The sequence below is a fragment of the Chitinophaga sp. Ak27 genome (genome assembly GCF_012726295.1).
Taxonomy (GTDB): domain Bacteria; phylum Bacteroidota; class Bacteroidia; order Chitinophagales; family Chitinophagaceae; genus Chitinophaga.
Window position 1 is genome coordinate 150,085 of record NZ_JABAOB010000010.1, and the last position, 26,995, is coordinate 177,079.

At 45.4% G+C, this 26,995-nt stretch carries 21 protein-coding genes; 10 read left to right on the plus strand and 11 right to left on the minus strand.

The window, feature by feature from the left end; translation table 11 throughout:
• Positions 1-117: 117 nt before the first annotated feature.
• Positions 118-822: an RNA polymerase sigma factor gene (locus tag HGH90_RS27420; protein WP_169192364.1), complete on the minus strand. Its 705-nt coding sequence runs from the start codon at positions 820-822 to the stop codon at positions 118-120.
• Between the two features lie 457 nt (positions 823-1,279).
• The gene (locus HGH90_RS27425; protein ID WP_169192365.1) at positions 1,280-1,702 is read right to left on the minus strand and encodes a DoxX family protein; all 423 of its coding nucleotides are present in this window, start codon (positions 1,700-1,702) and stop codon (positions 1,280-1,282) included.
• 581 nt (positions 1,703-2,283) lie between these two features.
• Between HGH90_RS27425 and HGH90_RS27430 the strand changes: the two genes are divergently transcribed.
• The 6 genes from HGH90_RS27430 (at position 2,284) to HGH90_RS27455 (ending at position 7,944) form a co-directional block, all read left to right on the plus strand.
• Positions 2,284-2,745 carry a hypothetical protein gene (locus HGH90_RS27430; protein WP_211172694.1) on the plus strand — a complete coding sequence of 154 codons (462 nt, stop codon included), beginning with the start codon at positions 2,284-2,286 and terminating at the stop codon, positions 2,743-2,745.
• A gap of 85 nt (positions 2,746-2,830) precedes the next feature.
• Positions 2,831-3,739 carry a helix-turn-helix domain-containing protein gene (locus tag HGH90_RS27435; RefSeq protein ID WP_169192366.1) on the plus strand — a complete coding sequence of 303 codons (909 nt, stop codon included), beginning with the start codon at positions 2,831-2,833 and terminating at the stop codon, positions 3,737-3,739.
• Positions 3,740-3,820: 81 nt separating this feature from the next.
• A complete protein-coding gene (locus HGH90_RS27440; RefSeq protein ID WP_169192367.1) occupies positions 3,821-4,822 on the plus strand; it encodes an aldo/keto reductase in 1,002 nt (333 codons plus the stop codon).
• Positions 4,823-5,120: 298 nt separating this feature from the next.
• Complete coding sequence (locus tag HGH90_RS27445) at positions 5,121-5,969, plus strand: SMP-30/gluconolactonase/LRE family protein (protein ID WP_169192368.1); 849 nt, start codon at positions 5,121-5,123, stop codon at positions 5,967-5,969.
• A 383-nt stretch (positions 5,970-6,352) separates the two neighbouring features.
• The gene (locus tag HGH90_RS27450; protein ID WP_168767224.1) at positions 6,353-6,922 is read left to right on the plus strand and encodes a Crp/Fnr family transcriptional regulator; all 570 of its coding nucleotides are present in this window, start codon (positions 6,353-6,355) and stop codon (positions 6,920-6,922) included.
• Positions 6,923-6,993: 71 nt separating this feature from the next.
• Positions 6,994-7,944, plus strand: a complete 951-nt coding sequence (locus HGH90_RS27455; RefSeq protein ID WP_169192369.1) for an amidohydrolase family protein — start codon at positions 6,994-6,996, stop codon at positions 7,942-7,944.
• Positions 7,945-8,001: 57 nt separating this feature from the next.
• Here HGH90_RS27455 and HGH90_RS27460 read toward each other — a convergent pair whose 3' ends face one another.
• Entirely contained in the window at positions 8,002-8,433 is a 432-nt protein-coding gene (locus HGH90_RS27460; protein WP_169192370.1) for a VOC family protein, read from the minus strand.
• A gap of 114 nt (positions 8,434-8,547) precedes the next feature.
• On the opposite strand from HGH90_RS27460, the gene HGH90_RS27465 reads away from it, so the two are divergent.
• Positions 8,548-9,525: a GlxA family transcriptional regulator gene (locus HGH90_RS27465; protein ID WP_169192371.1), complete on the plus strand. Its 978-nt coding sequence runs from the start codon at positions 8,548-8,550 to the stop codon at positions 9,523-9,525.
• A 5-nt stretch (positions 9,526-9,530) separates the two neighbouring features.
• On the opposite strand, the gene HGH90_RS27470 is transcribed toward HGH90_RS27465, so the two are convergent.
• The 7 genes from HGH90_RS27470 to HGH90_RS27500 form a co-directional block, all read right to left on the minus strand.
• Complete coding sequence (locus HGH90_RS27470) at positions 9,531-10,466, minus strand: ester cyclase (RefSeq protein WP_169192372.1); 936 nt, start codon at positions 10,464-10,466, stop codon at positions 9,531-9,533.
• Positions 10,467-10,537: 71 nt separating this feature from the next.
• Positions 10,538-11,119, minus strand: a complete 582-nt coding sequence (locus tag HGH90_RS27475) for a Crp/Fnr family transcriptional regulator (protein ID WP_168767339.1) — start codon at positions 11,117-11,119, stop codon at positions 10,538-10,540.
• Positions 11,120-11,387: 268 nt separating this feature from the next.
• On the minus strand, positions 11,388-12,854 hold the full coding sequence (locus tag HGH90_RS27480; protein WP_169192373.1) for a TlpA disulfide reductase family protein: 1,467 nt from the start codon (positions 12,852-12,854) through the stop codon (positions 11,388-11,390).
• A 25-nt stretch (positions 12,855-12,879) separates the two neighbouring features.
• On the minus strand, positions 12,880-14,307 hold the full coding sequence (locus HGH90_RS27485) for a RagB/SusD family nutrient uptake outer membrane protein (protein ID WP_169192374.1): 1,428 nt from the start codon (positions 14,305-14,307) through the stop codon (positions 12,880-12,882).
• Positions 14,308-14,318: 11 nt separating this feature from the next.
• Positions 14,319-17,648, minus strand: a complete 3,330-nt coding sequence (locus HGH90_RS27490) for a SusC/RagA family TonB-linked outer membrane protein (RefSeq protein WP_169192375.1) — start codon at positions 17,646-17,648, stop codon at positions 14,319-14,321.
• Between the two features lie 112 nt (positions 17,649-17,760).
• Complete coding sequence (locus HGH90_RS27495) at positions 17,761-18,891, minus strand: FecR family protein (RefSeq protein WP_169192376.1); 1,131 nt, start codon at positions 18,889-18,891, stop codon at positions 17,761-17,763.
• 80 nt (positions 18,892-18,971) lie between these two features.
• Positions 18,972-19,559 carry an RNA polymerase sigma-70 factor gene (locus HGH90_RS27500; protein WP_168767241.1) on the minus strand — a complete coding sequence of 196 codons (588 nt, stop codon included), beginning with the start codon at positions 19,557-19,559 and terminating at the stop codon, positions 18,972-18,974.
• Positions 19,560-19,830: 271 nt separating this feature from the next.
• Between HGH90_RS27500 and HGH90_RS32025 the strand changes: the two genes are divergently transcribed.
• The 3 genes from HGH90_RS32025 (at position 19,831) to HGH90_RS27515 (ending at position 23,748) form a co-directional block, all read left to right on the plus strand.
• Positions 19,831-21,741, plus strand: a complete 1,911-nt coding sequence (locus HGH90_RS32025) for a histidine kinase (protein ID WP_169192377.1) — start codon at positions 19,831-19,833, stop codon at positions 21,739-21,741.
• Between the two features lie 10 nt (positions 21,742-21,751).
• The gene (locus tag HGH90_RS27510; protein ID WP_169192378.1) at positions 21,752-22,489 is read left to right on the plus strand and encodes a LytR/AlgR family response regulator transcription factor; all 738 of its coding nucleotides are present in this window, start codon (positions 21,752-21,754) and stop codon (positions 22,487-22,489) included.
• 62 nt (positions 22,490-22,551) lie between these two features.
• On the plus strand, positions 22,552-23,748 hold the full coding sequence (locus HGH90_RS27515; RefSeq protein WP_248277078.1) for an acyltransferase family protein: 1,197 nt from the start codon (positions 22,552-22,554) through the stop codon (positions 23,746-23,748).
• Positions 23,749-23,821: 73 nt separating this feature from the next.
• Here the strand turns inward: HGH90_RS27515 and HGH90_RS27520 are convergent, their stop codons facing one another.
• Positions 23,822-26,989, minus strand: coding sequence for a TonB-dependent receptor (locus tag HGH90_RS27520; RefSeq protein WP_169192379.1), 3,168 nt, complete (start codon positions 26,987-26,989; stop codon positions 23,822-23,824).
• Positions 26,990-26,995 lie beyond the last annotated feature (6 nt).

Here is a 26,995-nt window from a genome sequence, read left to right on the forward strand (position 1 = left end):
ATGGCTGAAAGTCTCTGAGTTCATCTGCTAATTTTAAATCAAAGCCTGTTTATATAACTATTGACGCAGAATTATCATCGTTGTGGGGGGATCAAAAAAAAATTCCAGGAATTTTTTCTATAAAAAGAAAATCGCTACCACTACAGGCAGCTCTTTTAAGTGTTCTGACAGGAATTTTCTTATTGACTTTAAGGCCAAACTCATATACTCTCTTGCCGTAGAATAGGATATTCCAAGCCTTTCTGCCACTTCTTTAAGCGGCATAGCCTCCTCTTTAGCCAGCCGGTAAACATTTTTCTGTTGGGGAGAAAGTTCCTCAACCGCCCTGTTTAACAATATAGAGACCTCTTTGAAGCTGACCAAGCCATCGGCAGGCATGTCGCTCTCAGAATCAATGCTATTTAAGGCATCTCCATAAACTACAACATTCGTTTTTTTCCGTAGGGAGGAAAGAATATAGTTTCTCCCTAATACATACAAGTATGCTGCCGGATTATCAACCTTTTCTAAAGAATACCGAACAGACCAAAGCTTCCCAAACACTTCCTGGACAGCATCCTGCGCTTCCAGAACATCTTTGAGATACATTAATGCCATTGTATAAATCCTGTTCCAATGGCGGTCATAAAAAAGGCGAAACGCAGTTTCATCCCCTTCCGCAATTTTCAACAGCAGAATCTTGTCCTCGTATATTGGATCAATACTCAATATATAATTTATTTTAAATGCATTCTTAGTAGTCTTGCTGATATCAGGTGCTTCCCGAACTTTAAATAAAGTCCTGGTTAATTGGTCGCCCCTCAAATATATATCATCGTTCAATAATTTTTTTGCTTCAGTTAAGAGAAATTCACCTATGTTATCTATCTCATGTTTGCTCTAACGAGTAAATTCCATCAAATTAGTCAGGCCACACGAAAACGAAGTAAACTAAATTCCATCATGAACGGCACCGCAAAGCTGCGCTCACAAAGCGCCATTAACTTTTGTGAAGCCTTCACCAGCAAGAGGGGTGGTGATTTGATATTGAAATGGTAAGGAACGGGGAACCCGCTCCTATATTTCCTTCCTAAGCATCCTGGTAGCCGGAATAAGGGGAGGGCAAGCAAAAACGGCCTATCCCGAAGGCAGGCCGTTGTAGATATCCAGGTAAAAGTAGGTGTGCCAGTCAGAATTTATAAGCCAAAGGCACCAGCAGAAATGGAATAACAATAGTTTTATGTTGCAAGCGGGCAATACCTCGTCCAATATTGATAATTCGTGCTTGCCAGTCCAGGGGTTATTTCAACCAATCGTTTTTAGGTCTCAGCAGAGCATAACTTCCCCCACCAGTAAAAAACAACGCTATACCTGAGAGCATAAACAGCATTGCCAGCTCTCCTTCGAGCCCTCCGGTTTCACCGATGTTGAACGTAGAGCCGCCATGTGCGAGGATAAGCGCGAAAAGCATGACCAGGGCCACCATCATTCCTGAAAGGCGGGTAAACACACCGAGAATGAGAAATAAAGGTGCGATGCATTCCCCCAGCGGTACCCCAAGCCACAGGAATTTTGGCAGACCTCTTTCGGCCAGCATTTCCCGGACAAAGTCGTGTCCATGTTGGAATTTTGCAATACCATGGAATACCAGGAGTCCCCCTGTGGCAATACGAATAAGCAGTATTCCCAGGTCATTGTTAAGCTGCTTAATATAAGCTGTCATATTCTAGATTATTTAGATTGTTTATTGTCATAAAAGTAAACAGGTATCTGCCAGAAGATGCGATAAATCAGATTCAACCGGAGAAAATTACTGCTAAAGCGACCGAAAAGCCCATCGAAGTATAGCTATCTATAATCTCTCATCGCATTAAAAGAGTGCTTATTCATCACAATAACTATATGTGCCAGTTAAAAAATTCCCCCAATGTTTTATCAGGTCAACAGCAAAGTTTTCCGCATTTATCTATCGATCAGTTATTTATAAATTATTGCAAATATTTTTGTATAAAATATTTATTTACAGGAAAATAGAAATTTTCGCAAGTCTTTAGCAAGAGTAACGGAGACATAGGATTTATTAGAATAAAGCTTCTATAAAATATCTTGTTCTTCATAAAGCTGTAAAACAAAATCAGCTGCATGAAAAAGCGGTTCTAACAAGTCTTCATTCCCGGTACATAATCAGAACTGGCGTTCTGAAGATTTTAAAAAGGCATCGCGTGAACGGTGCCTTTTTTGTTTTGTAAGAGAATCGTTATATTTCTACCATTACATTTCGCCATTTATTTCATTCTTTGCATCATGAGCACTTATCCGCTTCAAATAGTAAAAGATGATCTGCTACGGCAATTCAAGGATAAAGTTGATGCAAATGTTCTGACCACTAAATTTGCTGCATTAGAAGATGCAGCATTATCCAATGAAAATTTCAGTTTTTATACTTCAGTAGCATCCGTTTATTCCAGTAAAATTGAAGGAGAACCTATTGAGCTGGATTCTTACATAAAACATAAAGATTCGGGATTGAATTCCAGCCGGACTATACAAAGAAAATTGACGATTTTACTGGAAAAATGGTTTCTTGCACAACATTTAGGACCCCAGGCATGGTTTGTACAATCTGAAAAGTATTATTATTTGCATCATCACGAATATTATAACAATATAAGACTACTTAGACAAGAATATGATGAGCTAAATTATAGTGCAGCATTGCCTTTTGTAATGATGTTAAGTCGGGCCGTGCTGAATCCTGGCAAATAAAGATCCTCCGGGCCATTCCATGCGTTTTACCAGGTATCGTTATTTCTTCCTTTGGAATCATGTTTGATTTTTATAATTTCATATTATGAAAACGACAGAAAGTGTTGAGGATTTTTACAAACGACTTCCCAAGGACGTTGTTTCGCCGCAGTCAACAAATAATGCGGGGATAGGTCATTTTAATGTATTCAGCAGGGAGTCTTATTCCGTTGTTTCACCTTATAGCCGCAGGGACTTTTATAAGGCATCTCTGATCATAGGGACGGGTAAGCTGTATTATGCAGATAAGTGGGTACAGATAGACCGCCCTGCAATGCTTTTTTCCAATCCGGTAGTCCCTTATTCCTGGGAACCGGAGTCCGAAAACCAATCCGGATGGTACTGCCTGTTTACTGAAGGCTTTATCCAGCACACTGAACGCGTAGAAAGCCTAAAAGATTCCCCACTCTTTAAAATAGGGAGCAATCCCATTTTCTTTCCCAGAGAAGCACAGCTGCAGGAAATTTCTGCCATCTTTCAAAAGATGATGGTGGAAATGGCTTCCACCTATGCTCAGAAATATGATGTGCTGCGTAGTTATTTGCACCTGCTGATCCATGAGTCAATGAAATCCAATCCAGCTAACAGTTTTGGAACTTATGTCAACGCCTCGGCGCGGGTTTCGGGGCTATTCCTGGAGCTGCTGGAGCGTCAGTTTCCCATAGACTCCCCATTAGCAAGTCTGTCACTGAAAACTCCTGCTGATTATGCTCATGCGCTGTCGGTGCATGTTAATCATTTGAACCGTTCTGTAAAGGAAACCACGGGAAAAACGACTTCTGAACAGATCGCTGCCCGGATAGCCAAAGAGGCAAGCGCCCTCCTGCAACATACAGACTGGAATATTGCGGACATTGCATATAGTCTTGGGTTCGAGTACCCCTCCTATTTTACCAATTTCTTCAAGAAACACACCGGCATGTCGCCCAACCAGCTTCGTAATATAGCTGTTTGAATAGTATAAGCATCCGTTTGATTATTATAAACAGGCGTTTTTCCCCATTTCTACCTTTGCATAGAATAAAATTTAATGACTATGCAATATAGAAATCTGGGAAAAACCAATGAACGACTATCAGCTATCGGCCTTGGCTGCATGGGTATGAGCTTTGCCTATGGCCCGGCAGATGAGAAGGAAAATATAGCCACACTTGAAAAGGCATTAGATCTGGGCATTAACTTTTGGGATACGGCTGACATGTACGGCAATGGAGCGAATGAGGAGCTTATTTCAAAGGTGTTGGTTCCTAACCGGGAGAAGATATTTATCGCGACAAAGTTTGGCTTCCGGTTTAAAGATGGCATTGCAGGGCCTAGCGGAACTGCAAATACCTTTTTCGATGGTTCCCCTGCCTGGATTAAAATTGCTGTGGAGCAAAGCCTGAAACGCCTGAAAATTGATACCATAGATTTGTACTATGCTCACCGGGTTGATCCGAATGTACCAATTGAAGAAACAGTCGGCGCGATGGCCGATCTCGTGAAAGAAGGCAAGGTCCGTTATATCGGCTTGAGCGAAGCATCAGCCGCTTCCATCATAAAGGCTAATAAGATCCATCCAATTACCGCCTTGCAAAGCGAATATTCATTAATGGCCCGTGATGTGGAAGGCGACGTCCTGAAAACTATCAGGGAGCTACAAATCAGCCTGGTTCCCTATGCTCCCCTGGCCAGAGGGTTATTTTCCAATGGGCTCGATCTTAATAGTCTCGCCGAAGACGATTTCAGACGAACATTGCCACGCTCTCATGGCGAGCATGCTGAAAATAATGCCAGGCTTGTTGCCGATTTCGCCCTATTGGCAAAAGATAAGAACTGTACTCCCGCCCAGTTGGCGTTAGCCTGGGTACTGGCCCAAGGCAACGATGTGATCCCTATCCCCGGAACCAAAAGGAGAAAATATCTCGAAGAAAATGCCGGTGCAGTTGAGATTCAATTGACCGATCAGGAACTGGCATTGATTGATACCATAGTTGCGAAATATCCGAATATTGGCGCCCGTTACAGCGAAGGTGCTATGGCCATGATTGATCACTGATAACCTAAGCTGGTTTTGCAAATGAGCCGGGGCTTGCAGTTCTTAAATTCTGAAAAGCACAGGGCGACCTACCAGAAAATTAATACATTAATTAATGACAAAAAGATATATCACAAGGGGGCTGCTAGTGACGGCCCTCTTGTTAGCGCTGGATTCCTTGCAAAAACTTATGGCACAAGATCCACCAGAGCGATTTCTAACCGGCGTACAAAGACCAGAGGACCTGCTCCAGTTACCAGGATCTCATTGGATCATTGTCAGCTGCTACAGTCCATCGACGGCTAAATCCGGGAAGCTTATGGCTATTGATCTGGAGAAACAGGGTATCCCACCACTAGTAATTTTCCCAGGCCAGGCACCTTTAAAAAGCAATAATCTCAATACACTGTTTAGACCGCATGGAATAAATTGTCTTCAAACCGGCATCAATCAGTACCGGCTATTTGTTATAAACCATGGAAGCAAAGAGACAATTGAGGTTTTTGATATTGATTTACGGTCCCAGGACCTACAGATTACCTGGAGCAAGAGTATAGGGCTTCCAACAACTGTATGGGCCAATGGAATTGTAGTATCTCCCGACGAAACGGTTTTCGTAACCAGTATGTATGACCCTGCAGATAAAAAATTCATTGACGAGTTCGAAAAAGGCGAGCCTACCGGACAGGTTTGGAAATGGACCTCTACCCAGGGATGGCAAACTCTTAATGACAAATTGCTATCAGGGTCCAATGGCATTGAAATATCCAGAGATGGGCAAATTCTGTATGTTTCCGAATGGGCAAAGCGCCGATTATGGAAGTTTTCACTGAATAAAGCCGTTGTTGATTCCTATATCCAGTTGGATTTTCTCACCGACAATTTACGCTGGACGGAAAAAGGAAATCTACTCCTAACCGGTCAAAAAGCAAATCCCGCTATTCTTTTTAAGGCACATTCGCTTCAACATTTAGTAGGCGGCAATCAATTTTCAGTGGCCGAAATTAATCCGGTAACGTTTACTGCTAATTATCTAATTGATGGAGGCAGCCGGGACTTTGGATGGGGAACAGTGGCAATCGCCGTTGGGGACGAAATTTGGGTAGGGAGCTCTCTTACTAACAAAATAGCATGTTACAAGAATTTAAAAACGAAATCAACGAGATGAAAACATTTTATGATAAAAAGTCCTTCGGTTTTTCGCAATACCTGGAGGTTGACCTTGGTACCTAGAAAATCAAAAAACAACCTTTGTGCAGGCGGACTGAAGTGGCTTTAAAGGCATCGCGAGAGCGGTGTCTTTTTGGTTTATAATTAATGCCATTTCATTCCAGCGCTTCAGTCGCTAACTTTCAAACTTCTGCTTTAACCGGAGATAGATCTGATATTCTCTATCTTCGCTTATTCTATTCACCCTTCCGCAGGGTTCCACCAATTAAGGAAATTTTCACTGTGCCCCGCTAACTAAGCAAATGCGGACTTTAACGTTGCGAGATACGAAGTTTAAGATGCCGCTTCTTTTGTTTATTATTGCTACTACAATCAATTAGCATGCATGAACAGCTGACTAAATTTATTACAGACAGGATTCAATTAAGTGAAGCTGATTTACAGCAAGTGCTTTCTTGTTTTCATCTCCTGATTGCAAAAAAGAATGAGATAATTGGCAGAACGGGGGAACTATCGAGACGAATGTTTTTCGTCAACAAAGGGTGTTTACGGGTATATTACATAAAGCCAGATGGGAGAGAAGCTACACGCCGGTTTGCTTTCGAAAATTCTTTTTCTACGTCTTTAACATCTTTTATCGATGGTACCTTGCTCAAAGAAGATACACAGACTGTTGAGTCATCGGAATTGCTTTATATCCACCGTGAGGATTTTTATTCCCTGTTGAACACTATTCCCAGTTGGGAAAAATTCTATCGTGGTTTTCTGGAACAGGCCTATATTATTAACACCAGCAGGCTGGAAGATTTTATTACGCTAAATCCACGCGAGCGTTATCAACTGCTACTGAAGGAAAACCCGGAAATGGTACTCCGTTTACCTAACAAGTTAATAGCCAATTATCTTAATATCACCCAGGAAGCACTCAGCAGGATAAAATCCGGATCCTGATTATTTGATCCGGATCAATAATATAGCTATTGAAGAGCTGGACTTTTGCAGCTTATCCAATTCAATCAGCTATGCGTATTATAACATTAGAAGAACACATTGCCCTACCTGAATTTAGCCATGAGATACAGCAATGGCCTTTGCCTCCGCAGGCAGTTGAGAAACTCGCTGATATCAGTGACACCCGCTTAAAATCAATGGACGATAATGGCATTGATGTGCAGGTATTATCTGTAGTGGGAAGGGGCGCAGAAAGTTTACCTCCCCGGGAAGCCCTGTCATTTGCCATGAGATATAATGATCTGCTTGCTGCAAAAATTGCCGCACATCCCACCCGATTTAAGGCATTCGCACATTTGCCTATGTGTTCTCCCGAGGCCGCGGCGAATGAGCTGGAAAGAGCAAAAGAAGAACATCGTTTTTGCGGAGCCCTGATCAACGGCCTTACCAATGGTAAATTCCTGGATCTTCCGGAATTCAGGCCACTACTGCAAAAAGCAGAACAATTAGAAATGCCCCTTTATCTGCATCCCGGCCTGCCGCCTGAGGCGGTAGCCCAAGCCTATTACAACGATCTGCCTGGATCAACGGGTGTAATGTTGGCTTGCGGCGGTTGGGGCTGGCATGCAGAAACAGCCCTACACGTACTCCGTTTGATCATTACCGGAACATTAGACCGGTATCCCCGATTAAAGATCATCATTGGGCATATGGGCGAAATGATACCGATGATGATGTCGCGGCTGGATGAAAAATTCAGTGTTTCCGGTATAGGGTATCACCAGCGTACAGTTAGCCAAACCCTGCGCGACCAGGTACACATTACCACGAGTGGGATTTTCACCTTACCGCCACTGATGGCTGCATTGGGAACTTTCGGGATTGATAATGTTATGTTTTCGGTAGATTACCCCTTTAGCACAAATGAAGTGGGAAAGCAGTTGCTGGAGCGTATTCCATTGCCTCCCGAAGATGTAGCGAGGATAGCAGGCGGAAATGCGGAGAGGTTGTTAGGCTTGTAAGATGATGGAGAGACTGCGTTGACACAGCCTCTCCGTCATCCTTTGAAATTTCTCTCATTAACTAGCGGCAGGATATGTATAACTCAGCATCCACTTAATCCCAAACTTATCTTCGCACATGCCGAAATAGGCTCCCCAAAAAGTTTTATTCACCGGCATTTCTACTTTTCCTCCAGCGGAAAGCGTTTTAAACAGGGTATCTACTTCCTCTTCTGAATCGGCATGAATTACCAGATGTATATTATTCCCTAATACCACTTTTTGTTCCATGGATTCAAGAAAGTCAGTCGCCATAAGAACGGCACCGCTTTTTGTGGTCAGTATAATATTCATAATCTTATCCCGCTCGTGAGGTGGCATATTTTCGCTGCCGGGTGCGTCTTTGAAACGGGCAAACGAAGTAAACTCTCCTCCAAAAACAGACTTATAGAAATTCATGGCCTCTTCGGTATTGCCTAGGAAATTGAAATAGGTGGTGATTGCTTGCATGATGATTTATTTAATGGAAACAAAGGTAAAGACAGAAAGCAGTTATCATAAATGGTAAATACGGCAACTTATGGTGGGTATTTGCGTCATTCATTTGATCTATATTTGGTGATTATGATCCAGATATTCATCCTCACCGTAAGAAATGCCGCGGTGGCTTCGATTGCCGACTGCCAGCATGTTTTTACCATGGTAAACACCTTCCTAACCGATAAGGGGAAAAAGCCATTGTTTGATGTACGGCTGGCTGGCATTACCGACGAAGTAAAATATAATGGCGGTCTTTTTAAAGTAACCCCTGATGTGCGGCTGGCAGACATACAAGCCGCAGACCTTATTGTTATTCCTGCCCTAACCGGCGATATGAGTACTGCTGTTATGCTCAATACGCCCTATTCGCTATGGGCAGCTGAACAATACAAAGAGGGCGTGGAAATCGCCTGTTTAAGTTCCGGCGTTTTTCTGCTCGCCTTCTCCGGTCTTCTTCAAGGCAGGCAATGCACTACCCATTGGAACTATGCCAATGAGCTGAAGTACTACCATCCTTCTATCGATGTAGCAGATGAACGTATGATCACCGACCAGCATGGTTTGTATTCCTGCGGAGGAGGAAATGCTTATTGGAATTTACTGTTACACCTGGTAGAAAAATATGCAGGCCGGGAAATTGCCATCTATGCAGCCAAATACTTTGTCATTGATCTCGATAAAAGTATACAATCCCCCTTCATCGTGTTCCATGGCTTGAAAGATCATCACGACGACAACATCAAAGATGTGCAGTTGTATATCGAAAAGCATTACAAAAACAAACTCACCGTTGACGAACTGGCGAAACACTTTAACATGAGCCGGCGGTCTTTTGAGCGACGCTTTAAAAAAGCTACCCGGAACACCGTTGCCGAATATATACAGCGGGTTAAAATTGAAGGGGCTAAAAAACAACTGGAAATAGGTAGAAAATCTATACAAGAGGTAATGCTCAATGTTGGGTATACAGATACACAGACCTTTCGGGATGTTTTCAGGCGCAATACGGGCATGACTCCGGTGGAATACAAAAACAAGTACTCGAGGAAGATGCTGGGCTAAAGCAATTATTCTATTACTCCCAGCTGCTTCATCATCATTAGCTCATCGGTAACCCGCCAGTGTGCTGCTATTTTACCATTCACTATTTCTTCGATATTGATCTGGTTAACACTCACTTGTTTGCCGGTGGGTGGTATATCAAATAAAGTATCCGTTTGTGTACCGGTCATTATCACCCGGGCCACCACCCTATTGTTGGTGGCAATAACGTCCTTAAGGGTATAATGCAAATCCGGAAAAGCTTTCCGGATTGCATTTACAATGGGTTTCAAACCACCCGGACCCTTTGGCGGATTAGGCATAGATGGTGTATGATTGATATAATCCTGGCTCAATAATTCATCCAGTACTTCCACATGCCCTTTATTCCAGACTTCATTGAAATATCGTTCCACCAACTGTTTATTTTTTTGCTCCACTGCCGGCCCTGCCTGATTACAAGCCGTAAATAAAAGGAGCAACGCGCCCGATACTGCCAAGGCAGATAGCGGTACCTTCACAGGCTTAACCATAATATTATCGACCGCATATTTGCCGCTGCCATTTACCAGCAAGGCAAGCGACACGCCTATTATCAACAGATGATACTCATACCCCTCTCCTTTTTGTGTGCCGAACCAGTTCATAAAAAAGCCGTTCTCCACATGCGCGGTGAAAATGATACCAATAAACAGGCTAATAATAGCCACCGACCATGTCCGGGAGGCAAAGCCAATGATCAGGGAAAGTGCGCCGAAGAACTCGATGATGATCACGAGGAACGCGATCAGCCAGGGTAAATGCAGGGTATCTGTAAAAAAGGCCATTTCATTACTGAACCCGGGGCCGCCAAACCACCCGAGGACTTTCTGTGCGCCATGGGGAAATAATATCAGGCCAAGCGTGAGACGCAAGATCAGGCCTGTCCAGTCATTGCGTGTACCAAAAATTTGCTGCTTCATCTATTAGTATGTATTTAGAACCCCAAATAAACGACGCAGGAAAATCTAAAAAATTAAACTGGTTGAAGAAATTATTGCTGGCTTAGCTTTTTCCTGAGCATACTGAGAAATACAGGCGTAAAGCCTAAATAAGCCGCCACCTGTTTTTGAGGGATACGCTGTTCCAGCTGGGGATATGTTTTTATGAAATCCAGGTAGCGCTGTTCGGCTGTAAAGGAAAGGTTTTGATTAATACGGCGCTGCTGCGCTACAAAAGCGTTCTGCAACAGTATCCTGAAAAAGCGCTCAAACTTAGGCACCTGCTCATATAACCGTTCAAGATCCGGCTTTGAAATCTGTAATAGTTCGGTGTCTTCCAGCGCATCTATATAATATTCTGAAGCAGCCCCCGTAAAGAAGCTAAAAAGATCGCTTACCCACCAGCCTTCCACGCCCAACATAACGATGTGTTCAAAACCACTTTCATCGATAGAGTACATTCTCAGGCAACCTTTGGTAATAAAGTTCTCCGTTTTACAGACTTCGCCCTGCCTGAGCAGGAATGATTTCTTTTTGAGGACACGGGGTGTTAACAGCGAATATAACAGGTTGACTTCTTCTTTTTCAAGATGAATATAACGTTCGATGTTTTCCAGGATTAGGTCATCTTTCATATAGCCGTTGGCTTTGGTGCTTTTATCTTGATTATGAAGTAACAATGTTAATCTTTTATGAAGATAATAACATCATTCCGTTTAGGATAGTTATACTGTTACCATATCCGCTGGCATCCCGGCTGGCATTGATGACAACAGCGGCGTAATTAATTTAATAAAAAATATAGACTTTTCAAAGAATAACATGCTGTATTATTCCTTTAAGCGGCAATAGCGGCGCATTCCGCGCCGCTATTGCTGTTATTCATTACTCTTATCAGCTTACCTATTGCTGATTTGCCAGCGTAATCATAGCAGACACCTCTGCCACGGCAGCATCATCTCCGCCACTGAAACCGGTGAAACGAAAACGAATATTGCCTTTTCCATCGATCACAAACTTAGTGGGAATGCCTTGCACTTTATAGCTGTCTACTACCTTGTTAACGCCGGTAGCCGGATCTTTCAGGTCCATCAGCACTTCGAACGGATAGTTGTTGCTGGTAATAAATTTCTTGGCGTTGGCTGGAGCATCAGCTTCTTTTTCCCAGGTATGTACGAAGAGGAATTTTACATTCGGATCGTTCTTATACTTTTCCATAGCTTTTTTCATCGCGGGAAAAGAGGCCTTGCAAGGGCCGCACCAGGTAGCCCAGAAGTCGAGCACAATGATTTTGCCTTTGTAGTCTGAAAGAGATACGGTATTGCCGTCTACATCCTTTAACGTAAAGCCGGGCGCCGGTTCCTGGATGATCTGTTTGGCAAATTCTTCCTGCATTTTTTTGTTCAGGCCACTTTTCAGGGAATCGATATAGCTTTCCAGCTTGTTGTCGTTGCGCACTTTGGCGTAGGCAGCTGCCAGTAAATCTTTGTTATTGCTGTTTAGTTTACCCTGGGCGGCGATCTCGCTCATGCGGGCAAATACTTCGGGATACTCACCCTTTGCCATCAGCACTTTTGCATACATCTCGTTTACCTGCGGCCTGACAGGTGTTTCGGCCTGCTCGGCGCGTTTCAGGTATACCAGGGCGGAATCGTATTCTTTATCGTTGTACAGTAACTGGGCATAGCTACTCAGGTAGCCGGGATAGCCGATGGCTGCAAATCCGGCCCCTTCTTCATTTTTGCGGGTGGTCTTAAACTCCCATGCATTGTCGATCGCTTTTTTCAACAGCACTTTCGCCTCTGCAGTGTGCCCATTTTTAGCAATACGCTCAGCTGTTCCCACCCATCCCTGGCCTTTCCAGAAGGGCGATACGATGCTGTTGGCATACTCCAGCGCTTTAGGCAGGTTGTCGGCAATGGCATAGGCGGTGCCTACGCTGTTGCGGGCGTAGTCGTAAATAATCCGGTCAACGTTCAGCTTTCCTTCGGGAAATTTTTTCACCCAGGCTTTATATAAAGCTTCTTTCTTTGCCGGGTCGTTTTCGTTATAGATAGTCTCTACCGATTTATTCCTGACAACAATACCAGCAGGGAATTTCTTTTCTGCTGCAGCCTGGATAGAATCACCCACATTATTTTTCTTCAGCCGGTAGAAGTATTGGGCGGCGGTAAGCCAGTCTGTTTCTTTTTTGCTTTTGGTTAATGCATACATTTTATCTGACAGCAGGTCTTTTTCTGCGTCGCTGCCTTTGGCGAGGCGATTATAATACCGCATCAGCGAGTCCTGGCTGATTTTGGCCTGCCCGTTGGAGTTGGCGGCCACCGCCAGTAAGCTGCCACTGAGCAGGATGGGGAGTACTTTTTTCATATAACAGATGGTGGTTTAAGATTAATTAGTATCCTTGATTTTGTGTTAAAGCCGGGTTAGCTACACGCTGTGCATCCGGAATCGGATACAGAATGTCGGTGCTGGCCCAGGTAGCGGGACGCATGCCTCCTATTACATCGTCTGCACGTGTTTTACCGCCACCGCTGGTGCTGGGTGTACGCTTCAGGTCGAACCAACGGTTGCCCCACTCGCCAAACAGTTCAGCCTTTCTTTCCTGTTCTACGGCGAGCAGCAGGTTAGGCTGGGTAACACTATTATCGAGCATCGGCAATCCTGCTCTTGAGCGGATGGTGTCTACATCGGCGATAGCTCCGGCGAGGTTGCCCTGCTGTGCCCTGGCCTCGGCCCTTACGAGGTATTGCTCCGCGAGGCGCAGCATGACGTTAAACTCGTTACCGGTAGAAGCCCCCGCTGGCAGCGAAGTAATTTTATACTTGGTGATTACCTTGTAATTTTTACCGCCGATATCGGTGGCCGCTACCCAGTTGGCTTTACGCAGATCGCCCGGTTCCATTGAGTTATACAGTGTATCCGTTAACGTTACTGCCGGCACAGAGCCAGGCGTAGCGGTATAACTTCCTCCGTTGGCATCCCGGTTGTTCATGTAGGTGGATATGCCGTTGAGCGTAGCCAGCTGCCATATTACTTCATTGCTGGAATTGCTGAAGGTGGTATTTAGATTTTTATTCAAACTATAAAGACCTGAATTTATTACCGCATTAGCCGCAGCTTCCGCATTGGCCCATTGCTTTTGATAGAGATAAACCCTTGCCAGCAAAGCGTTGGCAGTTTGCCGGTTGATCCGGGTCCTCAACGCCGCCGGGTAAGCATCTGTTAATACCGTTTGTGCTTCTGTGAGGTCTTTGATGATCTGCACCCACACTTCAGTAGCAGGGGCACGCGCCAGGGTAGCATTTTTTATCGGATCGTCGGTAATAGGTAATGGCACATCCCCGAACATGTTTACCAGGTAGAAAAGCGTAAAAGCTCTCCATACTTTTATTTCTCCCGTTAACTGATTTTTTACGGAAGATGATAAAGTAGTACTCCGGGTTATCCCGTTCAACATAGTATTGGCCTGGTTGAGTGTGGAATAAGGGTAGCCCCAAAGCGCCTGTTGCACAACACTATTGGTAATGGTTATACTATTGGTTTTGAACTCATCAAACGCGGGACTGGAAACGTTGTTCTGCAGCTCATTGGCAGAAAGTCCCGGCATTTCGCTGAGTGGAAATAAGGCATCGCGTGTAGCTGATGCGTTGTAAATCCCCAATACCGCACTGGTAGCAGTGGCGTCGGAGGCAAAGGCTTGGTCGAGCCCCACTTGTGTGGTAGGCGGCCCTATTTCCACCAGTTTTCTACAGGAAGAAAATGTAGTACCAGCCAACAACACCAAGGCGATTACTTTTTTATTTATAGTGAAAGGAAACATGAATTTAGATTTTAGAATGAACAATTAACACCCAATACGATGGTTCTCAGCGGCGGCATGGCGATCATGCCGGTACCCAATCCCGGAGGGCCTCCTGGCACGCTGGTTTCAGGATCATAGATGTATTTGTTCTTTGTCCAGGTAAACAGGTTTTGTCCTTCTGCATACACTTTCAGGCCACTGATTTTGGCGTTTGTCAGCCATCGCTGCGGGAAAGAGTAGGAAATCGCTGCCGATCTCAGTTTCAGGTAGCTTGCATCTCCCCATAGGGCGGTGGAGCTGCCGTACTGCGTATAGCCGAGATAGATAGGTGTGCCGGAAGTAGAGGTCGCGGCCGGATAGGCAGCGTTATCTCCCGGTTGCCGCCACCTGTCGAGCACAGAGGTATTCTGGTTACTTCTACTGCTACCGATAGGGGTGCTGAAATTATTCGTAGCACCTTTACGGTGATTGAATTGCAGGAAGAAGCTGAGATCCCAGTTCCTGTAATTAACGGTGTTATTCAATCCCCCAAAGAACGGAAGGCCGGGCTTAATGATTTGGCGGTCGTTGTTAAAATCAATCGCCCCATCTTTATTCAGATCCTGGTATTGAGGAATACCTGTGTTAGGATCGTATCCTGTATAGATAAATCTCCGCACCAGGTCAATCGGCTGGCCCACCAGGTAGCTGCTGGCATAAAAAGATTTTTCTATACCGGGGAAGCTTACCAGTTTATTCCGGTAGAAAGTCACATTCAGCGAGGAAGTCCATCCGAAATCATGTCTCTTCACATTGAGGCTTGTCAGTTCCAGTTCCACGCCGCTGTTTTGCACCAGTGCCGACATGTTAACCGTATAACTGTTGTATCCCGATTGTAGAGCCAATGCGGCAGAAAGCAGCTGATCGGCAGAACGGTTGCGATAGTAATTACCGGTAAATGAAATCCTGTCGTTCAGGAAACCTAGCTCCAGGCCAAATTCCATCTTGCGGGTAGTTTCCCATTTGATACCAGGGTTGGGCAATGTAGACCGGATAAGGGAAGAAGCTCCCTGGTAACTTCCGGCAGAGGATAATAATGGCAGGTAAATATAATTGCTGATCTGGTCATTACCTGTTGATCCATAGCTGGCTCTCAGCTTACCCAGGCTGAGCCATGGCATAGCTTCCTGTACAAAGTCTTCCTGGGAAAACAACCAGGCCGCACCTACTGCGCCAAAGTCACCATAGATGTTATCCGGACCGAACCTGGAAGATGCATCGCGACGGAAGGTGAGATTGAGCAGGTACTTTTGTTTGTAATCATAATTCACCCGGCCAAACAAAGAGGCAAAGCGATAATCGAAATAGGAAGCCGAACCGGTAACAGTACCAGCCCCTACAATGGAGCTCATCAACGCCTCGCTGCTATAGTTCTGCGCATTTAAATTCTGGCCTGTAGAGAGGCTACGCTGATAAGTACCGCCCACCATGAGACCCAGCCTGTCCTGTTTTCTTTCTATCGTATAATTAAGGGTAGGTTCTACAATGTAGTTCTGTGATTTAGTGTTAGCGAAAGTTGCAAATGACTGCGGATTGTTAATTGGGTTCTGCGTAGATGCCGGCACTGGATTCGCCTGGTCCAGCGTAGTGTTGGTAAAACCCATATTCACTTTAAAGTCTAGGTTTTTGATGATGGTATAACGCAGGTTGGCGTTGGTCATCAGGTTGCCGGTGGAATTAGTATTCCGGCGTTGCAACACGGCCAAGGGGTTGGTGAAACCACTTACCCAGGCCAATTTCCCGGTACTGTCATATAGGGGCATATTAGGTGGCAGGTTGTACATCGAGATCACATCTGATCCTGGTAAAACAGTTTTATCGTTAGAATAGTTAGCGGTGAAGGCAGCGTAAAACTTGTTATTGGAGGAAGTATGATCGGCAGAAAGGCGGCCGGTGAAGCGCTGGCTGTTAAAGTTACCGGGATACACGGTAGTTTCTTTATGATAGCCACCGCTAAACATAAAATGTGTTTTAGTATCTCCGCCGGAGATAGATGCCTGTGCATCAGTGGTCCTTGCTGTTCCGCCTACCAGGAGTTTTTGCCAGTTGGTATACGCATTTTGGTCCCAAACAGTTAACTCTGGGGCATTAGCGGTATTAGGAGTGAGTCCGTCGTTCTTAAATGCTTCTCTTCTCAGATCGAGATATTCCTTTGTATTCATCATTGGAATAAAGTGGCCCACCTTTCCTGATCCCGTATAGGCGTTTACGTTAACTCTTGTTTTACCGGACTTTCCTTTTTTAGTGGTGATGAGGATGACGCCGTTGGCACCCCTGGCGCCGTATATAGCAGTGGCATCTGCATCTTTCAAGATGTCCATCCGTTCAATATCATCGGGATTAATCATGCTGAAAGGGCTGATACCGCCATTGGTAGCGGAGGTACCCAACGCGTTGAGGTTATCTGTAGGCGGATAAGAACCGTTGAAGTTGGTGAAGGGCACGCCATCCACCACGTACAACGGTATATTGCCCGAGTTCATAGAACCTTGTCCCCGGATCTGTACAACGGCGGCACTACCTGGCAAGCCATTCTGCTGGGTGATTTGCACACCGGGAATGCGGCCGGGCAGAGCGGCCAATGGGTTGGAAATAGGTTGTTTGCTGATTTCCTTTGCCGTAATACTGCTTACAGAGCCGGTATTCATTCTTTTAGTAGTGGTACCATAACCGATGATCACCGCTTCTTCCAATGCCCTCGTTTGTTGCTCCAATACTACATTAATGGTAGTACGGCCATTGGCCATTATCCGCTGTGTTTCATAGGAGAGATAAGAGACGATCAGTACCGCATCGGAAGGTACATCCTTCAGCACGTAATCTCCATTATCGTTGGTCATAGCACCAAAGGGGGTGCCAGGGATCACCACCGATACTGCGGGAATAGGAGATCCCTGTACATCGGTGATTCGTCCCTGGATAGTAATAGATACCCGTGTGGGTGCCAGGTTATTCCCCCCCGTGATTTTCAGCCGTATGGCAATAAACTTGCCCGACAGGTGGTAAGTAAATGGTTGGTTATTGAAAAGTAATTTTAACACGGCATCGAGTTCAGCATTTTCTACGGAAATGTTGACCGGCGCCGCCTGGCTCATTTGATTCTTTCCATAGATAAAACTGTACCCGGTTTGTTTTTCTATTTCCTTAAATGCTTTTTCCAGCGAACCGGATTTAATATTCATAGATACTTTCTGTGCAAAGGTTTGACCGGCTATTAACAGGCAGCTTAGCAACAGTAAAGTCCCGAAGTAGTTAGCGCTCCATTTACTATTTTTCCTTCCTGGTAGGCATAGTGCACTCGTTAGCTTTCTTACAAGCATAGCTTCTGGTTGATTTTTGATGAATAAATACGTCAATCGGCATGGTGACAATCCTTCTCACGTCTGTAAAGTGGCCATCCTTACAGATTTGAAAAATTGGCTGGTGTATGCTTTATTTTATCACGGTAATTTTCCGCCCTTCAATTTTGAAATGCACGAGATTAGTCATCTCCAACAGATTTAATAATTGAGATACGGGGACGTCCCTCGGAATTTTAGCGACAAAAAGGTCTTTAACATCGGTTTGATATACGACGTCTATATTATAATATCGTTGTAATGTTGACATGATGGTGGTAATATCAGCGCCATCGAAGTAAAACAGTCCGTCTTTCCAGGCTGTTGCCTGTTGCAGATCCACATTTTTTATCAGCTGCAATGCGCCGCCTGAAGCAGTAGCCGCCGCTTCGCCCGGGTGCAGCACCTGTGACGCATTTGGTGCATTCACCTTCACTGCGCCATTGACCAGGGTTACCTGCATTTTTCTTTCATCGCCGAAGGCCCGGAAATTGAAAGCGGTTCCTAGTACTTCAATAGTAGTTTTTGGGCTGGCAGACGTAACCAGGAAGGGTTGGTGGGCGTTTGGTTTCACTTCAAAATAGGCCTGACCCGTAGCCGCCACTTCTCTTTGGTTACCATGGAAGGAGGCAGGATATGTGAGGGTAGAACCTGCATCTATCCATACTTTGGTACCATCGCCCAGCACAATGGCCAATGGCTTACTACCATTGGGCACCTGGATGGTATTCAGGCTGCTGGCCGTATCAGCGCCGGCATAAGTGATTTGCCCGTTGGCATTTTTTGAAACGCTGACCTGTCCCTGTACCACGAGGGTACCGTTGCCGGCACTGTCAAGCAGGATACGTTGTCCATTACCCAACGTAAGCACGGCATGGTTGCCGGCTGGTGCAGGAATATCGTTGCGGAAACGCTCGGCTTGTGGCGCCAATGGCGCCGGCTGGCGTTGGTAGAAATAATAACCGGTACCGAGCACCAACGCTACTGCAGCGGCTGCCGCCCAACGGCTCCAGTGGATGATCTTTCCTGAACGACGACGTAATACTGGCTGCAGGCGCTCACGGATAGCGGCCTCCAGCTGCTGCTGATCACCCAACAGTTGTTCGTTCCAATCGCCCTGCTGCTGAAAAGCATTGAACAATTGGTTATACTGCAACAGCTCTGCATCAGTAGCTGTACCAGATACCACTTTTTCCGCCAATAGTATTACTTCCTCTTTTGTCATACGTAGCCGTTCTTATACATAGGCAGTTGTAAAAGGACATACCCTTAAACTCATTTCAATTTTTTTTTGAAATGATAGTTTTACTTGTATTGGGTTAGCACAGGAAGGAGTAACATGGCGAGCAGGTAAGGATCTACCGCTGCCCGGATGCGTTTTAGCGCAATTGTTTTCTGCGCTTCCACAGTTTTGATAGATATATTCAATAAGTCTGCTATCTGTTGATTGGTCAGCTGCCCATCCCTGCTCAGGAGAAATATTTCCCGGCACTTTTCGGGAAGATGATTAATTACCTGCTGGATAATAGCTTTCAGGTCGTTTAATTCCAGGTAGTCCTGTGGGCCGGGCGTTTGGGGGAAAGATAAGCCAGCCAGCTCTGTATAGAAATCTGCCCGCACCTTGCCGGAACGGATATAGTTGGCCACTTTAAACCGCACCGCGCTGCGCAGGTAGGCCGGAACGGCCTGGATGTCGAGTTGTTCACGCTTTTCCCATAACCAGGCAAAAATGTCCTGTACAATGTCCATACATACATCCTGGTCCCGTAGCAAATGAAAGGCAGCCTGGTACATACGCGACCAGTGGCGGGAATATAGCATATCAAATGCTATCACATCACCTCTCTTCAGCATGCTTATCAACTCCAGGTCACTATGGGAACTTTCCGGCATCAAATTATCTACATTTCTACCGCTAAAATAAAGAAAGACGCCAAAATTCCCCATACATATAGCATAATCTACATGTAAGTGCTCCGCGAATATTCCTCTACTCTCCCCGGACATCTGTTTATTCCCGGCAGTTATTAATCTTTACAGCCGGATATTGGTTGTACCCCTAATTTTGAAAAAGCAGTCATTCTATTTACCTGCAAGGGGATTTAAACAGAAATAATATATATTGAAACAATTTTTCGTTATCTAAAGCGCAATTAAACTTACTGTGAGCACAATCTTCCGTCAGACCATCAAAGCCTTTGGGCTGTTTTACCTGTTTTGTTTTGTTACCTCCTGCCAGGTAAACGATCAGCAAAAAACGGCGCCCGTTAGCCCGCAATACGGTAATGATTCGCTCTATATAGCCACGGTGCTGTCTTTCGATACCTCTTCCCAGCAAAGGCGGGCGGAGAAAATAAACCAGATGCTGGCCAGTATCCCGCAAACACCGCAGCGGGATAGCAATCCCTGGTACAACTATTTCAAAGCATACCAGTACGACCTCCGTAAAAGTGCGGACAGCAGCGCGCAGTTCTACCATCTCATGAACCCCTCCCCCGGGCAAACGGACTTGTTGGCACTGAAAGATTATGTACTATTTAACAATGCCATCAGTAATTTCAACATTGCCAAAGCAGAGCTGGTGAGCCAGATTATAACTGCAGTAGAAAGGGCAGAGAAAAACAACAGCGTATTCGCATACCGGTTATACGACCTGCTGGCCAAAGCCTATTACAACAACGCCAATATCAACAAGTCTATCGACTATACCCAAAAGTACTATGCGCATCACCCCTTCAAAGATCATCCGGCCATCCGGCAGCGTTACTTTGATATCTGCTTCTTGCTGGCTGCCCAGCAGGCGAATCCAGGGAAAATGCAGGCCTACCTCGACAGCGCCCGCGCCTTTGCCCGCCTGATCAATGACAGCCTGGCCCTGGCCCGCACGTATGACTATGAATCCCAGGTGTATTCCATAGAACAGGAGTCCGATAAAGCCGTGGAAAGCCAGCGGAAGTATTTTAACTACCTGGCACAACATGGCCAGTTGAATAAAATAGCTTTTAATAACCTGGCTACTGCCTTTACCCGCAATAACCAGCCCGATTCAGCGATTCACTACTACCAGCTGTGTATCGAATGGGCTAATCAACAAACCTCCAACGTAAACCTGCAACCTGTCTACGAAGGATTACATGAATCATACAAGAAAAAGGGAGACTATAAAGAGGCGCTGGCTGCCTTGCACCAAGCTTTTAATATCTATGGCGCCAATAAAGAAAACATTGAAGCCGCCAAAATAGAGGAGCTGCATACACAATATCAGACCGAGAAAAAAGACCAGGCCATTGCCTCCCTCCAAACTACCAATAATCTCAACAGAAAAATTATTAACCAGCAACGCTGGATATTTGTGACCATCTGTTGCTTACTGATAGCTGTAGCCTCCTACGGTTATGTTGCCTACCGTCAGAAGTTGCTCAAAGAAAAAAACGAAAGGCTGGCCACCGAAAACAAACGACTGATCCTGGAACAAAAAACCAGGCAAATGCAGTTAAACCCGCACTTTATCTACAACGCCATCGCCAATCTGCAGGGCCTGATCAGCGATGACAAAAAATATGAAGCCAACGCCTACCTGGTGGCCTTCTCCAAACTCATGCGCGACATCCTGGAATTGAACCGGAATGACCTCGTTACCCTGGAAGATGAAGCACGTTCCCTCAAAAACTATATTGAACTCCAGCAAATGCGTTATGAAAATGCATTTGAGTATGAAATTGAGGACGGCGACCTGGATAGCTCAGAACTACTGATCCCTCCCATGCTGATTCAGCCTTTCGTAGAAAACTCCATCGAACATGGATTTAAAGCCATTGACTACAAAGGCAGGCTGGTAATCCGCTTCCGGGAAGAACCCACCCGTTTGGTGATTACCATCGAAGACAATGGGAGCGGTGCAAAAGCAGTGGTACAAAACCCTACCGGCAAAAAATCGCTTTCCCGTATCATTACGCAGGAGCGGTTGAATGTACTGTTTAACCAACAAAGTCGCCAGGCGTGGTTTGAATCAGGACCCAAAATGGAAGGAACCGGCTTTTTCACCGTCATTTACCTTCCCATACAAATAGCATAAACGATATCAGATGACTATATATATCCTCGAAGACGAAAAGAATATTCTTAAACATATCATGGCTTTGGTGAGTAACATCCCTTATCTCCAGGTGGTGGGATATTCGGCCGACGTGGCAAAGGCGACTACGGAAATTCCCCAGCTGCAACCCGAGTTGATATTGGCCGACATACAACTCAAAGACGGGAACAGCTTTAGTCTTTTCAACAAAATTAACGTGGAGGCGAGCCAGATTATTTTCATCACCGCCTACGACCAATACGCTATCCAGGCACTGAACCTGGGCGCATTTGCCTACCTGCTCAAACCCATTGAAACCAATATTTTCAACGAAACGGTCGACCGCTGCTTCAAAAAAACAGAAGAGCATAAATTTAACCGGCAGCAGATGGAACTTTCTTCCAACTATTACAAGGGAGATACCAGGCCCCGTAAAATTGCGTTAAAAAACTTCAAGTTCACCCAGATAGTACCCATAGAAGATATCCTTTATTGCAAGAGCGACAAAGGTTACACCACCTTCCTGCTAAAGGATGGCACTTCAGTATTGGTGTCTAAAATCCTGAAGGATTACGAACCTTTGCTGCCCACCGATACTTTTATCCGTTGCCATCAATCTTACCTGGTGAATGGCAATTATATCAGCAAGTACTTTAAAGACGGTTACCTGGAGATGTTGACCGGCGATAAAGTACCGGTATCTGATCGTAAGCGGGATATTGTACAGGAGTTTATAGAGCGATTGTAATCACGTAAGGCAGCAAAGTAACAAAGACGTGAAGATATGCACACCATTGTTATTCCATTGCCATGCTGCGTAAAAAATTGACCTTCCACCTTGCAAATCCCCCTCCTACTGCTTATCTTGTCAGTTGCCCTGATGATATCCAATGGGCGGGACATCGTATGGAAACAGGAACAGTGACTAAAATCAGCATCCAACCGGATTTATTAAAAACCAGGCAACACTACCAGGTGCTGGACGGGCTGCGGGGAGTAGCCGCTTTGGTAGTGGTGATATTTCATTTCCTTGAATGTGTATACAGCGATTACAGTAAGAATTTTGCGGGACATGGGTTCCTGGCAGTCGACTTCTTCTTTTGCCTCTCGGGCTTCGTGATCGCCTATGCTTATGATGGCCGCATTGACAAAATGGGATTAAAAGAATTTTTTAAATCGAGGCTTATCCGGCTACATCCCCTGGTAATATTAGGAAGCGTCATGGGATTACTCGCCTTTTTATTTGATCCGTTTGCCACACTTCCAAACACTTACAGCTTTATGCAGCTGGCTATTTTATTTCTCTGCTCCATCTTGTTGATTCCTTACCCCGTGATGACGGAGCGCACCTTCAATTTATTTGGGTTCAACGCACCTGCCTGGTCCTTATTCTGGGAATACGTAGCCAACATCTGCTATGCCCTGGTACTACGAAAAGCCCGTCGCGGTATACTGGTAGCACTCATGATAGCAGCCGCCCTGGCGCTGGGTTATGCAGGCCATAGTGCCGGCAACCTGATGGGCGGATGGGGAAAAGATAATTTCTGGCATGGTGGAGCCCGCGTCGCTTATTCCTTCCTGGCCGGAATGCTGGTGTTTCGTTTTAATCTTATTATCAAAAATAAACTGGGATTTGCGGGTCTTACTGTATTGTTGTTGCTCTCCTTACTGATGCCTTACTTTACCCACAACTGGATGGTGGAACTGGCCGTTGTACTGGTTTATTTCCCGCTATTGATTGCATTGGGTGCAGGCGCAGTGGCTAACAATGGCTGGAAAAAAATCTGTGTATTTTCCGGGAATATCTCGTACCCCCTGTATATGACACATTATGCGGCGATCTGGATGTTTGCCAATTACTATACTGCGCATAAACCGGATACACTTACGCTTACGTTTATTGTAACGGGGGCCACCATGGCATTGATTGGGATTGCTTACGCGGCCATGAAGTTGTATGATATCCCGGTAAGGAAGTATTTAAGCAGCAAGAGAAAAATGAGTTAAATAAACTTTCGATAAAAAAGGATCAGCCCTTACACCATGTGGTGTAAGGGCTGATCCTTTTTTATCCGCCTTCTTAGAACGAATACTTCATACCAAACTGCACCTGGAAATAGGATGCAGTTTTCTGACGGGTACCTGCATTGGTATTTACCTTGTAGGTAAATGAATTGGTAGCCTGGTCGAAACCTGTTACGGTATAGAGGTTGGTGTTAATGATCTGCGTATAGCCGCCCCATTTATAATTCAACAGGTTCAGCACATTGAAGATATCTCCGCGGAAAGATAATTTATGTGTTTTATACAGCTTTACATCTTTCATCACGCTTAAGTTCCATTGTGCGCGCCAGGGCTGTACACCACCGTTGTATGGCGCAAATTTTCCGAAGTTGCCGGTCAGGAATTTACGATACTCAGGACTGGTTTTATCCAATAAGGTTTGCATATCTGTGCGTATGTTGGCGGGAGTTTTAGCATCATTCGGATCAAAAATATACGCCAGGTTAGTACCATCATTACTTTCACCGATCACATCTTTATTCACATACACAGAGTAGCGGGCATTCTGATAAGCCTGGAAGGAAGAGCTCACGCTAAAGCCCCAGAAACTTGGGCTGAGCAACAGCGCTACTATTTTGTGCGGCTGGTCGCCGTCGCTGTACCAGTTCTTACCGTAGCTGCTATAATCCCAATAGTTAGGACCTACTGCGAAGTTGGCGTTACGAGGATCGCCATTGTCGTACGGAGGGGTGCCGGTAGCTTTACCTCTTGCATAGGACAAGCTGAAATAACCGTCTTTACGCAATTGCACCGCTGCTTCGATCATAGCGCCGAAGTATTTAGATGCCCAGTTGGTGTTGGTAAAATACCTTACCTGGTTAAAGTTGGATGATATCCTGGAATTGGCCAGTACCGGCAGATAGCTGGTAGAAGTACTGTTGTTCAGCGTGCTGGCAGGTACGTATACTGCCCTTCCTTCGTTGGTCGTAAATTCCGGGTTACGTTTCAAGTTCAGGTCGTACAGGTAAAAGTTATTCCAGGTAGTATTGTAATAAAGATTGGCGCCCATGCGGAACCAACTGTTGAAGTAGTGATAGTAGCTCAGGTTTGTTTTAAACGTGAGCGGTATTTTCAGGTGTTTGTCTAATACCAGTACGGTAGCAGGTTGTGTGGTGGGCAAAGAATGGTAATAATCTACTCCCGGCACCTTGCTGAAATCTTTCTGGTAAGCCTGCCAGTCAGGTACCGGTACATTGCTGCGGATATCTACCTGGCGAAAGTCTACTCCATTATCGATATGCGCAAATGTCAATGGTTGGGTGGTAAGCTCAGATGCAAACAATCCGGCGCCCCATTTCACCACATCCTGGCCATTGTTGTTTACGTCCCAGATGAGGTTTACCCGTGGCTGGATGTTTTTGGCATCAAAGGGTACTACGTCTGTTCTCACGCCAAGATCTTTATACAGCAGTTCATTGAAGGTAGGCTTACCGGCAATGATGTTACCATCCCAACGGAGACCAACGGTTAAGTTGAGGTTGGGCCGCAGGTTGGTTTCCATTTGTGCAAATACACCCAGTTGAATCAACGGTACGTTCACTGCGGGGTTGTTACCGTTCAGTGGTATTTTCCGGTTAAAGCGATAAGGGTTGTTATTATCCATATCGTCGATGCTGGCGTAGTAAAACTGTCCCTGTTGGTCGTGGGAAAGGCGGTCGCCGATGAAGTTGATGTTATTATCGGTACCAAACAGGAAGTTCAGGTTACCTTTCTTATAATGGAAATAGTCTAACAGCTGTACCACGTTGGAGGCATCTGTTTCCGGTACCCAGTTTTGGTTACCGAAAGCCACGGTAGTAGTACCTGTAGTGCCATCACTGAAAGTAGAGGTAACGTTTACAAAGCCTTCCGGTACACGGTTGTACAGGAAGTGAAGGAATTTCCGGTAGGTGCTGTAGTTTACTTTCAGCTCATTGTATGATTTTTCGGAGAACTCGGTGCGGAGGCCCAGCATTACGCCGTGATCTTCTTCCACGCCGGTATATTCTGTAGATAGTAGCCCATTTGACTTCAGTTTATTGGGATCGGTGAAGTGGAGATAGTTATACTTCAGGGTGAGCAGGTTGCGGCGATTGATGTTCCAGTCGATCTTTGCGAAGGCATTTTTGGTAGACTGGGTGATATTAATCGCGCCATACTCAGGTCCTACCGGGAATCCGAATTTCTTTTCCATGATAGACACGATCCTGTCGAGGTTGGCTTTGGTGATGCCCAGGTTCTTTTCGGCCTGTGCCTGGTTGGGAGCAGAAAAGCCGAAGTCGTAAGCCCGGAATGGGATCGTATTCTGGTATTGATCGTAGGATACGAGGAAGTGCAATTTGTCTTTGATGATGGGGCCGCTGAACAGGGCGCCACCCTGGAAGATCTCATATTTAGTGGTGAGGCGGTTGCCATTCACATCTTTTTTGGCAGCCAGGTCGTTGGCGCCATAGTAGCTCCATACGGAACCTGAAAACTGGTTTGTTCCTGATTTGGTGATAGCTTTTACCACACCACCGGAACCTCGGCCATTGGCCACATCGTATGAGTTGGTGGATACTTCAAACTCGCGGATTGTTTCCGAGGAAATAGAAAACGCAGCATCTGTAACGCCACCGAAAGTAGCGCGGCGATTGCTCACCCCGTCGAGCATGTAGCCTGTGCCCCCTGCTTTGGCGCCGGCCAGGGAGGTGCCGTTAGACAAAGGGGATAGCGTCATCAGATCAGTATAGTTGCGGGATGCCAGCGGAATTTTCTGTATCACTTTACCAGTGATAGCAGTTCCGGTACCGAGGCGGTCCACACTATTGTTAAAGCTGTTGGACTTTACCGATACTTCCTGCAGGGTTTTGGCGTTGCGGCCAAGCACAATGCTATGTAATACCAGGCGGTCGCCCAGGTTAAGCACATTGCTTTTCAGCAGGGTGGTTTGTAATCCCAGGAAAGAAACGGTGATATCATAGGTCCCTACGGGCAAGTCTCTAAATGAGAAATATCCTTTCCGGTCGGATGCTGTAGCGGTCATGAAGCCGGTACCGGTGTTTCTAACCTGTATGTTGGCTCCTTCAATTGGCGCTTTAGCATCGTCATATACAAACCCGGTGATACCGGATCCGGTCGACTGGCCCATGGCTTGCATGGCGGATAAAAAAATGGACAGTAGGAGTAATGTAGTGTAATTGAATAAGTGTGCATACTTCTTCATAAAGAA